The sequence below is a fragment of the Richelia intracellularis HH01 genome (assembly GCF_000350105.1).
GTDB lineage: Bacteria > Cyanobacteriota > Cyanobacteriia > Cyanobacteriales > Nostocaceae > Richelia > Richelia intracellularis.
In genome coordinates this window covers 209,941-222,857 of the sequence record NZ_CAIY01000044.1, presented here as the reverse complement: position 1 = coordinate 222,857, position 12,917 = coordinate 209,941, and the positions used below count along the sequence as shown (strand labels likewise).

Annotated in this window: 10 protein-coding genes and 1 other RNA gene; 5 read left to right on the top strand and 6 right to left on the bottom strand. The window is 33.0% G+C overall.

Going from position 1 to position 12,917, the window contains the following annotated elements:
- Positions 1–1,905: 1,905 nt before the first annotated feature.
- The 4 genes from bchE to RINTHH_RS05615 all read right to left on the bottom strand — a co-directional run bounded on the left by bchE (position 1,906) and on the right by RINTHH_RS05615 (position 6,191).
- Positions 1,906–3,516: a magnesium-protoporphyrin IX monomethyl ester anaerobic oxidative cyclase gene (bchE, locus tag RINTHH_RS05625; protein ID WP_008233962.1), complete on the bottom strand. Its 1,611-nt coding sequence runs from the start codon at positions 3,514–3,516 to the stop codon at positions 1,906–1,908.
- Positions 3,517–3,786: 270 nt separating this feature from the next.
- A complete protein-coding gene (gene hemN, locus RINTHH_RS05620; protein WP_008233959.1) occupies positions 3,787–5,184 on the bottom strand; it encodes an oxygen-independent coproporphyrinogen III oxidase in 1,398 nt (465 codons plus the stop codon).
- Positions 5,185–5,430: 246 nt separating this feature from the next.
- Positions 5,431–5,643: a hypothetical protein gene (locus tag RINTHH_RS11370; RefSeq protein ID WP_269208831.1), complete on the bottom strand. Its 213-nt coding sequence runs from the start codon at positions 5,641–5,643 to the stop codon at positions 5,431–5,433.
- Positions 5,644–5,654: 11 nt separating this feature from the next.
- Entirely contained in the window at positions 5,655–6,191 is a 537-nt protein-coding gene (locus RINTHH_RS05615) for a biliverdin-producing heme oxygenase (RefSeq protein WP_008233956.1), read from the bottom strand.
- Positions 6,192–6,627: 436 nt separating this feature from the next.
- Here RINTHH_RS05615 and RINTHH_RS10740 point away from each other — a divergent pair, with 436 nt between their 5' ends.
- Together RINTHH_RS10740 and RINTHH_RS05610 are read left to right on the top strand one after the other, a co-directional pair.
- Positions 6,628–6,783 (top strand): hypothetical protein, encoded by a 156-nt coding sequence (locus RINTHH_RS10740; RefSeq protein ID WP_155943912.1) that lies wholly within the window; start codon positions 6,628–6,630, stop codon positions 6,781–6,783.
- A 1,089-nt stretch (positions 6,784–7,872) separates the two neighbouring features.
- Positions 7,873–8,982 carry a TRAP transporter substrate-binding protein gene (locus tag RINTHH_RS05610; protein ID WP_044304718.1) on the top strand — a complete coding sequence of 370 codons (1,110 nt, stop codon included), beginning with the start codon at positions 7,873–7,875 and terminating at the stop codon, positions 8,980–8,982.
- 338 nt (positions 8,983–9,320) lie between these two features.
- Here RINTHH_RS05610 and RINTHH_RS05605 read toward each other — a convergent pair whose 3' ends face one another.
- Positions 9,321–10,226, bottom strand: a complete 906-nt coding sequence (locus RINTHH_RS05605; protein WP_231291161.1) for a carbonic anhydrase — start codon at positions 10,224–10,226, stop codon at positions 9,321–9,323.
- Between the two features lie 306 nt (positions 10,227–10,532).
- On the opposite strand from RINTHH_RS05605, the gene RINTHH_RS05600 reads away from it, so the two are divergent.
- The 3 genes from RINTHH_RS05600 (at position 10,533) to RINTHH_RS10730 (ending at position 11,626) form a co-directional block, all read left to right on the top strand.
- Positions 10,533–10,907 (top strand): hypothetical protein, encoded by a 375-nt coding sequence (locus RINTHH_RS05600; RefSeq protein WP_008233946.1) that lies wholly within the window; start codon positions 10,533–10,535, stop codon positions 10,905–10,907.
- Positions 10,908–11,152: 245 nt separating this feature from the next.
- Entirely contained in the window at positions 11,153–11,320 is a 168-nt protein-coding gene (locus tag RINTHH_RS10735) for a hypothetical protein (RefSeq protein ID WP_155943911.1), read from the top strand.
- Positions 11,321–11,446: 126 nt separating this feature from the next.
- Positions 11,447–11,626 (top strand): hypothetical protein, encoded by a 180-nt coding sequence (locus RINTHH_RS10730; protein WP_008233944.1) that lies wholly within the window; start codon positions 11,447–11,449, stop codon positions 11,624–11,626.
- Between the two features lie 497 nt (positions 11,627–12,123).
- On the opposite strand, the gene ssrA is transcribed toward RINTHH_RS10730, so the two are convergent.
- Positions 12,124–12,519, bottom strand: a transfer-messenger RNA (tmRNA) gene (gene ssrA, locus RINTHH_RS10420).
- Positions 12,520–12,917: the final 398 nt, after the last annotated feature.

Genomic DNA, 12,917 nt, shown 5'->3' with positions numbered 1-12,917 from the left:
TAGCTAAAGCTTACACTACGAGAGTAAAATTTTTGAAGTCTCAGGATATAATAGTCAGTATAAGTCTTTTTGGTTATGGAAATCCACCTAATAGTAATACCATACGAATTTGATCACAAATACATAATAAGTAAGAAGTGATTTTGTGTTGGGATTATAACTAAATTTACACTAGAAACTGTCATTCTATTTTTTGAAGCCGGATAGGTTTAATAACTTTATTCTTGATGAGGTTTTATTATGGGGATTTACTTTTGGGTGTAAATATAATTACCGTTGGCATTTAGTCAAGTAGATATGTGTATTTTTTAACATTTTTTTTGATAAGTGGGTTACGTAATTCCTGAAATTTTCCCATGGTATTATCGTTGTTTTAATGCCTTTATGGAAAAGTTTATTCCTATAATAGTAGCTATAACTATCAATTAGCTTGTCGCCATAGATTCTCCATGGAATTATATTTAGAAGTTTAAATTATGGTGTAAGCAGAAAAAATATGGTTCTTACTAAAGATATATTATATGCATATTGGGCTCCATTAGATTGACCAAATAGTTAATTAATAAGTATTAAGCATCTTGGTTTTTAATACAGCAGATAATTCTACTGATGAGATTAATAATCTATTACTTAATATAAGATAAATAATACTAATCTCATGAAGGTTATATTTTCATTTAAATATTATCTATTTATATAACCATTAAAAATGGTGTTACTATTACTAATTAAAAAATACTGAATATCAGAATTCTTTCATATTTCTTTATAATTATCTGACTAATTTACTATCTTGAATTATTACCAAGTTTTTATACTGATATTCATTAGTATTTACTTTCTTAAAACCTGATTTGATAGGTTGTTAACATTCTATTTTTCTTAATTATAGTTGTTTTTATCTTTTGGATACTGGTTTATTATAGTTAATTTATATATATAGAGGCTTATCAAATGAGAATTTAATTTGATTTCTGAATGATTGGAACCAATTATGGTTGAGTACCTTTTAATTATGGACTGCAGACAATTAAGAAAACATATATAATTTAGGCCATAAAAATTTATGGCCTAAATTAACATAGAAATAAATATATAAATACTAAAAAGTAGACAGATGTCCTTGCTTCCTTTTGGATAATGGTCTGGGAAAATCAGACTACTAGGTATTATTCAATATTTAACTAATTGAAATCGAATAATTTTATATCTATACTCAAGCAGAATACAAGTAAGGGTATACTAGATGAATAATACATGGTACATCTTGATCTAGTTATTAAATTGCTTACTTGACCATATTGCAGTTGTTTTATATTTTGAAATATCAACTATATTATGTTCTCCTAGGGGGCTAGTACCATTAGTATGGTACTGCCTAAAATTCTTGTATTCTACAATAATGCCTAAACAAAACCTTCAAAATACGACTAATTAAAAATTTATAGACAAAATTTTTGCCTATAAATAAGTCCGTTCCTGGCTAATATCCTTGAGATTTGATTGTATTTTCTTCAAGCTATATAATTGTTCTACAACCTTTTAGACTAATGCTGGGAAAATTCCCAGTGTTTTAGGTATTAGGATATTCAGCTCAACCATATCACCGTTGATTTATTGCTGTAACACAGAGTTGCCACTATTAGGCTATCAGCAAAATGTGATTCTTGTGCTTCTCTGGAATAGAGAATAAGCCCCTAAAAGTTTGAAAAGCATAGATTTTTGGTATAGTAAACCAACAATATCTATAATAAGAGAAGAGTAGATATTGAATCAATCATTTATACTTCATTTTCTTGTAACTCTTACTATCTTGTCGGAAATATCTGAAGTCATTATTGAAAGAAGCAATAGCTCTATTGTTAGGATTCCAATGCTATTGCAATTATAAGGCAAACAACACTTCTATATTTTCATAGTAGGAATATCCTGCTTTTCAGCATATTCAGGTAAATCATTAGGAGCACCACAAGCGGAAATATTACCAGTAAAATCAGTATCTGCTGAAAGTTCTGGGCGTTCTTGCTTTAATTGAGCAATTTGTTCACGGGTAAGTATTTTAGATTCATCAAACCCTAGTTCTATTTCCGCCCCTAAGCCTCTATATTTTACCCGTTTCAAATTGTAGAATCGCTTATTAAGCGTAGTTTGGATGAAAGCCTTAAGACATCCCAACAAATAATTGCGCTTAAACTTATCCTTTTCAAACCAGTATTCTACACTTTTACGCAAATAAAAGCGTGCATAGTTCTTTAATACCCCCTTAAGAACATCTTCCCGTTCCATGGCTTCGGGCTTCATAATTGGTGTAACAAAATTATATTGTGAGTAGTCTCTAACTTCTACTTGGTCGCCTAGATCTTCAAATAGTTCGGAAAATGGCCAAGGTGTAAACATATTCCAGTTCACCATATCTGGATTCCAATCCAATGCCATTTTATAGGTTTCTTCTATAGTTTGTTTAGTTTCATTTGTCAGGCCCATGATAAATTGAGCTTCTGCCAGAATACCATTTTGTTTTAATAGTTGTACTGCTTTTTTATTCTGCTCGATGGTAGTTTCTTTCCGGAAAAGGTTCAATTTTAACTGAGCTGCAGCTTCCGTACCTAAAGATACATGTACTAAACCTGCTCGACGATAAAAAGGTAAATCTTCTTCATCCCTTAAAATATCTGTTACCCGCGTATTAATTCCCCAATGAACATTTAAGTTGCGATCAATTAATTCTTGACATAATGCCATAAATTTGGGCTTATTAATTGTTGGTTCCTCATCAGCTAGGATGAAAAATCCTACTTGATAATCTTTAACTAAAGTTTCAATTTCATCTACAAATCTCTTGGGGTTACAGGAACGATAATTACGCCAGAATTTCCACTGGGAACAGAAACGACAAGTAAATGGACATCCCCGAGAATAACTGGGAACAGCCACTCGTACATTGAGGGGAGTATAGATATACTTTGTCCAATCTAATAAACTCCAGTCCGGGGTAAGAGCATCTAAATCTGCAATGGGTGGTTGGGAATCTGTAGCTACTACTGCTCCGTCTTCTAAAAATGCAATACCTAGAATGTGACGGCGTTCCCTTATATCCGTACCATTAGCAATTGCCTTTAGTAGGTTAACAGTAATTTCTTCTCCTTCCCCACGAATAATATAATCTATCCAGGGGGCTTCATGCAGGACCTCATTATACATATATGTAGGGTGAATTCCCCCCATAATTGTCTTGGTTTGAGGACATACTTCTTTAACTATCCGTAAAGTTGTTTGGGACTGATAAATCATCGGTGTAATAGCAGTTGCTAAAACTACATCCGGCTGATTATTAGCGATAATTTCCCGCAGAACATCATCAGAAATGTAATCAGTCATTGCGTCTACAAATCTGATGTTCTCAAACCCGGCTGTTTTTAATGCTCCTCCTACATAAGGAACCCAACTGGGAGGCCAATTTCCAGCAATTTCAGCACCACCAGAATGATAATTGGGCTGGATCATCATAATTCGCATTATTATGTTCTCTCCTCTATTGTGTTTTTAGTTGTGTAATATGAAGTTCAATTCCATACCCACAATTAGAAAATAGTTGGGGTAGGTTGGTGTAATACTGTAGAACTCAAGATAATTGTTAGAAGCTATCTATGACCCAAAAATTACTCATTTTCCAGGCCATATGAATTATTTATGACAAGTAATCATCTGAACCTCATATCAGTAGAGAAGTTAATAGAGGTTAATGAGCTATCAAATAAGTAGATTGACTAGACAAAATAAAAATAATCAAACAGCTCTAGAAAAAGTCTTCACAAACTTTTTCTGACTATAGGCATCAAATACAGAAGCAATATTTCTAACTAATAATCTTCCTGTGGATGTTACTTCAATACCATTTGGAAATCTTTTAATTAAGCCATCTACTACTAATGGTTGTAGTGCTAATAATTCAGGAGCAAAATATTCTTCGAAATCTGTATCAAAAGCAATATGATATTTGTCTTCCAGATCACTGATTGAAAGTTTAAATTGACACATTAAATCCATGATGATGGCACGACGGAGAACATCATCTCTATTTAGACTAATTCCCTTTTCAATTGGTAATATTCCTGAATCAATTGCTTTATAATATTCCTTGAGAAACTTATGATTTTGAGTATAAACATCGTGCAACATACTAATAGAAGTTATTCCGAAAGCAAATAAGTCTGATTCAGGTTTTGTGGTATAACCTTGGAAATTTCTATGTAGCTTTCCCTGCCTTTGAGCAATTGCAAGCTCATCATCCGGTTTAGAAAAATGATCCATGCCAATAAAAACATAACCATTGTTAGTTAGTTCTTCAATAGTCATTTGAAAGATATCTAGCTTTTCTAAAGGCTGTGGTAAATATTGACTAGGGATTTTCTTTTGTATTGGTTTAATCCATGGCACATAGGCGAAGTTAAAAACTGCTATGCGGTCTGGATTTAGCATGATTGTTTTTTGAATTGTATCTTGAAATGTTTGCAAAGTTTGAAATGGGAGCCCGTAAATTAAATCTACATTTACACTTTCAAATCCTGCTTCTCTAATCCAATCCATCACATTAAATAAACTCGACTCTGGTTGAATTCGATTAATTGCATCTTGTACTTTGGGATTAAAGTCTTGAACCCCAAAACTGATTCGATTAAAACCTAAGTTTTTAAGTTTAAAAATGTAATTTTTGTCTACATACCGGGGATTAATTTCTAGAGAGATTTCTGCATCTGAACTAATAGAGAATTGTTGGTTTAATATATCTTTTAGCCAACTAATTTGATTCAAACTCAAATAATTAGGTGTACCACCACCCAGATGTAGTTGATTAACCTCTCTGCTAGAATCTATTAAGGTAGCAACTAGCTTAATTTCTTTTTCCAGATACTTTAAATAGTTTTCCACTACATTTTTGCTCTGGGTAATAATGGTATTACACCCACAAAAATAACAACCTGTTTGACAAAAAGGAATATGGCAATAAAGAGATATAGGTGTTTGTTTGTAATTACCAATTGCAATTCCAGCTTTGTAATCTAAATCACCAAAATTTTTTCTCAATTCTGTAGCTGTAGGATAACTGGTATAACGAGGTACTTGATAATCATATTTCTGCAGTAAGTTCGAGTCAAATTTAACCGCGGACTGGAAAGTTTCCATAGGACTAAATACTTAAAAATAGTTGTTGGATTTTAGGTTTTCGGTTTAGTGAAGATTATTTATTGAAAACTCAAAAAAATAATTAAAAATAAAATAAATAATAATATTTAAAGATTTAAAAAGCAATTACACTTTTAGGTATCTTGAATTACAAGATAATAATAATTAAATACAGTGTTAGTTATTGTGGTGAGGAGAAAATAACTACACTCGGAATCAGAACAGAGTAGCAAGTGGGCTATTTATTTACTCAGTAGCAATTAAGTTTGTATAGGCATGGTGACTTTTATTGCTTTGGTAATGGTTACTATTAGTTTGGTGCTGGCTGGCAATCAAATCAAACATGACCCCACCAAGAGCTTTTTTTACTTCTGTTTCTAACTCATGTAAAACATCGTAGTTGAGTTTAAAGGCATAGTTAGCTTCTTCTATAATTTCACATGATAGACTATGTCCTATAGGAAGTGAATTTAAAGTGTGACGATATTTCGTCTTAAAAATTTTTTTGCTTGAGTGGTAGGTAAACTATCAAATTCATATAAGGCTGTTCCTTTGTCTGTTGGCAAATCAATAACGTTGCGTACTATAGTTCTTAAACTTGAGCCCATAGATAACTCACCCATGTACCGTACATAAGCATGGGCTACTAGCAACTCTGGCATGGTATCAGCTAACTCATGAATATGAGCTACATATTGGTTTGTGCTAGATGAAGAGACTATTTCCTCTCGCCAGTTTTTACCGTAATAAAAAGCTAAGTCTTTTGACAAATGTTCACGGCGATGTAGCTCTGGAAACCAAATCATTCCCACCACTGGATGTTCTTGATAACGTTCGAGTTCTTGTTCTAAAGCAATATAGACAAAATACAAGTTCACTATCATTAGCCGAAAAGGCTGGTTCTCCACTATTCCCTTAAACAAACATTGCATGAATATCGTATTTTCGGCTAATGTATGGGATTGCTGTGTCCCTTCCCGCAACCTAATTGCTAAATCCCTACTCATGCTCTGTCCTTAATTTTATTTGATTCTTTACTGATTTTATAGTTATATAATAATGCAAATAAACCTAAGTTTTCAAAATTTAACTAATCTCCATGGCATATAGTTAAGAGTGAGACTAAAACCAGGAGTTTTAGTAGTTCTGTATCAGGACAAGATTGAATGTATTCTTTGGGTGAGCTTACCCACTTATTCATTAGAGTTGTTGGTAAATAAAATAGAGTAGAAAATTAAATAATTCAAAAATAAAAGGCTACTATCTAGATAATATCTGCTCAAAAAGAACAAGTTTGGATATTTTATTAGCAGAATTCTATACTATCTATAAATAACAAATGTTTTCTGCTGCACACTGATGTAACTTCGGAGTTTCAGAAAAAGCTAGGTTGCATAATCTTCGAGTTAAAATGTTACTCAATATTGATTTAGCAAAACTTTTATGTCATATAGACTGAGTCCAGATAGATTATTATCAATGAATGGATTGCTAGTGATTTTAAGATTTGCTAAGAGGAAGAGGGTATTAGCACCCAAAAAATCCCAAATAGCACGGAATAAGCCATTAGGTATTCTGATAGGGCTAGGAAATTCATAATTAATATGGTTGAATAAATCATCTGCCCTTTAAACTTAGGTAAACAGATTTTTATTATTAGGAAAAATTATGCTTGCAATCATACAGCAAAGTTATATCCTGCATAATGCAGGATATAACTAAAATTTTATCTGGCAATATTCTGAACAAGATTTACTTGGCTATTTTTTTCTAAATTTCAATGTATTTTTATTACAGTGAGAACAAACAAAACAACAATTTAGATACCACCATAATTTAATTATGCTATTTATAATTTTGGTAAATTTACTATGATTTTTACTAAATAATAATTAAGAGTTTTTTAGCACTATTAAAATAGTAATTTTACTTTAATTTAAGATATATTTTATTCCAAATAATACCTGTTATACAGGAATATAAAATAATATTTATACATAGATAAAATATATGCGAAATTTTGTAAAATTTGCTTAAGGTTATTATGGAATATAATAATAACTTTATGATATAAACTCCATATATCTTAGCAAATGAATTATTCAAATTACTGCCATCAGATCAGGAAGTATGATATTACTTAAATTACATCAAAAACTTTTTGTATTTAAGACCTATTTGATAACCATTTAGGGCACTCACTAGTATACTATTTCCAGCTAGTTGGTATAGCTGTAATTGAGAAAGCATCTTTTTGAGATTTATAGGTGATAAATGAAATTTTTGGATAACCAAAATATGAATTATTAAAAGTCTACATATATTCCCTATTTATTTAAGTAAAATAGGGTGTTATCAGTTTGTATTTGATGTAATTGGATGCATTAATGATAAGATAAATTTAAATAATTCTATTATTATGCCTTGGCAGTAAGACTATTAATTACTGTATACACACAACGTAATGCTTCTAGTTTTTGGTAGTGTACAAGCCAACAAAATAATCAAAAGTAAAATTATTTCTTATATTTACTTGGAAAAATTCCTATAGCAGAACGCTTTTTCTGCTATAGGAATTTTAAATCTTGCTTATGTTAAATTTTCCTCGGTTCTTGATTAGCCCTAAGTATACTCATTCATAATACAATGTGAGAGTTGCAACTTCGGGAAACTTTTTACGGATTACTTATGAAGCGTAGGGAAATTATTAGTAAAGGTTTGATTGCCACAGCAACATCTGCTGCAGCCGTAGCTTGTAGTCGTCGGACAAATACTGTTGGGAAAAAATCAAGTTTACCAACTGTAAGATGGCGCATGGCAACAAGTTGGCCTATATCCCTAAACATTTTTAATGGTGCAGAAACAATTGCAAAACGCGTAAAAGAAATGACTGGTGGACGTTTCACCATCAAGACTTATGCAGGAGGGGAGCTAACTCCACCATTACAGGTACTAGATGCTGTTAGACAAGGGAAAGTACAATGTGGTCATACAGCCAGTTACTATTATATTGGTAAAAGTTTAGCATTAGTATTTGCCTCCTCTGTTCCTTTTGGCCTAAGTGCACAACAGCAAAATGCCTGGTTGTACAATGGTGGAGGTCTAGAAATGATTCGAGAAATTTATAGGGAGCAGTTTAATATTATCAACTTTCCTGCAGGTAATACGGGTACGCAGATGGGGGGATGGTTTAAAAGAGAGGTGAAATCAGTAGCAGACCTTAAGGGTTTAAAAATGCGCATCCCTGGACTAGGTGGTCAAGTTATGTCTCGTTTAGGAGTGAATATACAGGTTTTGCCCGCAAGCGAGATTTATTTATCCCTAGAACGTGGAGCTATTGATGCTGCAGAGTGGGTAGGACCGTATGATGATGAGAAATTGGGTTTAAATAGAGCTGCACCGTTTTTTTATTATCCTAGTTGGTGGGAGCCCGGTCCGACTTTAGATATGTTAGTAAATCGTAACGAATGGGAAAATCTGCCAAAAGAATATCAAGAGATATTTAGGACAGCCACATACGAGGCTAATATTACTCTGCTAAGTCAATATGATACCTTGAATGGGGAAGCACTAGCAAGATTAGTTGCTGGTGGGACTAAATTAGTTGCTTATAGTCAAGAGATCATGGAGGCAGCTCAAAAAGCCACCTTGGAAATATTTGAGGAGAATGCTATTAAAGATGCACAATTCAAGCAAATATATAAACAGTGGAAAGAATTTAGGGATAAAATTTACCGTTGGAATAGAGTAAACGAGTTAAGTTTTGCAAACTTTACTACTAAAAAGCTAAGTTTATAATTACCTCTAGATATAACATTTACAATATTAAGTCCATACTCAGTGATATTTTGTTGCGATAACACCATAATGTATGTGTTTAAATTTTTCACACTGGGTTTTGGCTGTTTCTTATTGTACAAGGTTTCAAAGCGGTATTTGCTTCAGTAGGATGGGCTTTGTTTGCTTGGAAACAAACCAAGCCTTGATGAGGAATAATTTATGGCATGAACTGATTTTGCTTATTGTGTTTTAATCTACAGACCTGAATTCAAATATTTAAGTCTATTCATATTATTTATGTTTTATACAAACACAAACATAAACATAAATTCCATAGTAGAAAGCCCAAAATATCATTAATATTGGTGACTAGATGACTGCAATAAAAAGCGGCTGTTTAATTCCTGAACAGGTCTGGCATTCATAGGAAATATTCCCGCAAATTGCTGAATTTGATCTGTAGAGATTTCTAATGGTTCTTGAAATACTATCCAGTATATATTTTCAGAGCATGGTGGAGTGGTTAGAGAGCCATAATACATGTAAACTCTCTCTGACTGGGGTATCAAGTCTTGAGCGTTAATGGTGATATAGGGAAATCTTACCTCCTTACTTTCTTGATAAGGCATCATCTGCCAAAGTGACTCTAAAAGTTGATTGTAATTGCCTTGTTTAAGGAATACTCCCACAACAGCAATAAAACCTCTTTTACTCTTATGTATAAGGTGTAACTCCATAGAATAGGATTTATTATCCACTGTATGCTCACTGGGGTGATGGAAATGAAATTGTATAAGTTCGTAGGTTTCTCCATTTAACGTCAGCATACTGCCATTATCATAGTTGACACCGATAGTATGACCATTATTAAAAATTCTTAGAGTAGAAGGATTATAGTTGAATTGTAAATTGGGTATACTGGCGCTAATTGCAGATGTAAGATTAATTGGAGATTGGGATTGACCTAATCTACAAGTTAGAAACTGTGGGGACAATTTTCCCCAATTCTTTGCCCCTTTTTTACCAAAATAGTCCCAGAGAACTTTACTACCATTGTGTGCAGCCAATAACCGGGATTGTAAGCTATAAGTAGCTGCAGTCGCAGCTATTGTTGGCGTTACCACACAAAAATACCTTAACAATTGCCTTCGATTCATAGTTTTACTTACAAATCCATGCGTTTTGTAGATTAACACTAGAATAGTAGTAAATCCTCCGAAAATGCGATCGCTAATAACTTCTTGCAAGAAAACGGTAAGCACAGGGTAACGAAAGACCCCAGCAATCTTCGGTTACTTTCAGAAAAAGTTATTAGTTTCTGATTATTTCTCCTTTGAATTTTGAATATTTTTGACTAAAAGCGGAAAATTATTTCATGAGTTTAGTAATAATAGAAAACTAGAGTAGAAAAACTCAGGTTAAAATATAAATAAGTTCTAGGACTCTTAAATAATTGTTATAAAAATTAATGAATAATTCAGATATATTATATTCATGGCTATTATTAAACACTGTCAAATTTAGTCAGTAATAAGCAAATAAAAACTATAGCAAAAGGGGGGAATATAGTGGAGGTTAAAAATGACCAAAGTAAAACAGTAAATATAGACAAAAATATAGACAAACCTAAATCTGAGGAAACAAATCAAAACCCAGTTCAGGCAGAATTATCCAACAAACTGGATATCCGTCAAAAGTCAGCCTTATCAATTCGCCCTACCAAGTCTTCAGAATTAAAGGTAGTGGAGACAATTGATATTATGGGTATACGTCCCATAGCTGCAAATACGATGAATATCGTAGATGAAATTACTGCTTCTGGAATTCGTCCGATAACAGCTAGTGATTTAGTAATATCCAAAAAATATTCTTTAATGGGTAATCGCCCCATAATGGTAAAAATGAAAGATGAATCGAATTCATTGATGGGGTTCTTAGACTAATAACAATTGATATTTTTTTGAATGTATGTACTTACTTATCCAACCCAACTTTATTTTTAAAAATAAAGTTGGGTTGCTATTTTATTATTTCTATTTACACACGGGTAGCATTTGCAACCTCCGGAGGAGAACTACTCAAAACTTGAAATGCAATCTTTATAGGTACTAATAGTACTAATATATTAGACTAGGGCACTGCATAAATTTTACACTATGGACCTGGCAGAAGACTCAATTAGGACAAAATGTCAAACCTGGGCATTTATTTGGGACATGCGAAGAACCTGGTAACTTCCAGCGCTGGTGTGGTTACACATGTAACAGGGGTCAAGGTCAATTCAAACTCCTTTAGTTTAGCTGCCATCCAACACGAAAAAAATACTGGGAGTCTTTACAGCTTAAAATACTTATAATGAAGAGTCAGAAGAAAATTTAAAACAAAATAATTTACCCTTATATATACTTACTACACACACAGTTGCTGAAATGTTAAATCTAACATTTTAGCAACTGTATCTCAAAATCCTAAAGGTTTCTTTGTGGTATTGGAAGCAGAAAGCAGCGATAATTTTTGTAATTATAATAATGCAAAAGGTTGTATATCACCTAACATGTTACTCATAACAGCAGCAGATAGTGATGCAGGAGATTTAAAGGTAATAGGGGATATGAATTTGCCCTCTCCGTTGCTACAAAAAAGCAGGAATGGTTCATCGTAGGATGGGAAGAGCGGAACAAAAACTTTTCCATTTATATCTGCACCTAATAAGCAATGGGAAAGTTTGTCTTTTGCTGTCAGCTGGACAAGTTTTGTATGGGTCTATTGTGGCAAGAGCCCATACATGGTTTCAATGCTGATAAGTCAACTATAACAATTGATAATACTGAGATTTACCACCTAATCTATAATACTCTGTTTAGGATCAAGATACCATCTCATAATGGGAAATAAGATGAATATCTACGAGAAAAAATGGCGATTTTATTGATATAGCCTTTAATTGAATACAAGTCTATTCTCAATTATTTTTATTTGAAAGCCTCAATGATAATTTATGCATAGGCTCGGACTCTATCATCTTATTAGGGCCAGTATGTATATTTATCCCTTTGTTATAGGATATACCCTTGCAGTAATGTGCAATGTATTACTTTCCTCATATAACTGCACAAAATCCACTTGACATTCGTGTCAAGTGGATTTTGTGCAGTTATATAGTGGATCCGAGCAGAGTCGAACTGCTGTCCAGACTGGGTATTAACCCCCCGCTCATTCACAGGTTTAGCCCCTTTTACCCTCAGGGCGGGGAACGTTCATTATCCCGAACGCCAGGATACTCTAGTAAGTTTCTTACCAACTAATTAACCAGAGATAACTAATTGGCATATCCGTTGGGGTTAGCTCCAAAGTCGTTAACGGAGTCAGACAATGAAGGCTCGAACCTATAAGAGGCTTATTACCTATGCAATAGCTGCAACGGGCTTACGAGCAAAAGACACGATATTATTCGCATTTACTTTTGTTTTGAGCATTTTATTTTCGAGAGAATACTCACTCTCGACCTGAGTCACAGAGTAGATTTCGCCAACCTGTCAAAACCGGTACGGACCCATGAAATTCTCTTATCTATATATTAAAGTCCATTGTGGCTAAATTGTGTTACAAAATGCAAACTTTTATTTTTAACCCTAAACTATTATGAGCTGATGTAATGGTGATGATTAATTAGGTAACTTGGTATATAAGTATGTTGCACATGATGAGTAGGGTAGTTTGTTATCTAGCTTAAATATTATGTATATTAGAGAGCTATGGATATAATTTTCACTGCATTTATACAATTAGAACTTAGTAGCCTTTCCAGGTTAAAACTCCTATCATGCTACAACTAATCTTATATAATTTGGTTAATCTGAAACATCTTATGAACAAACAAAGTTTAAATTCTATTGAGTATAAAGTGTACTCAATCAAATATTAGGTTATTGACCATTAAAATTTACCAACCG

What these genes read in the sequence shown, in the direction of transcription:
- bchE (WP_008233962.1), bottom strand. Translation starts at nt 3,516, where the DNA reads ATGCGAATTATGATGATCCAGCCCAATTATCATTCTGGTGGTGCTGAA.
- hemN (WP_008233959.1), bottom strand. Translation starts at nt 5,184, where the DNA reads ATGGAAACTTTCCAGTCCGCGGTTAAATTTGACTCGAACTTACTGCAG.
- RINTHH_RS05615 (WP_008233956.1), bottom strand. Translation starts at nt 6,191, where the DNA reads ATGAGTAGGGATTTAGCAATTAGGTTGCGGGAAGGGACACAGCAATCC.
- RINTHH_RS10740 (WP_155943912.1), top strand. Translation starts at nt 6,628, where the DNA reads ATGTCATATAGACTGAGTCCAGATAGATTATTATCAATGAATGGATTG.
- RINTHH_RS05610 (WP_044304718.1), top strand. Translation starts at nt 7,873, where the DNA reads ATGAAGCGTAGGGAAATTATTAGTAAAGGTTTGATTGCCACAGCAACA.
- RINTHH_RS10735 (WP_155943911.1), top strand. Translation starts at nt 11,153, where the DNA reads ATGTCAAACCTGGGCATTTATTTGGGACATGCGAAGAACCTGGTAACT.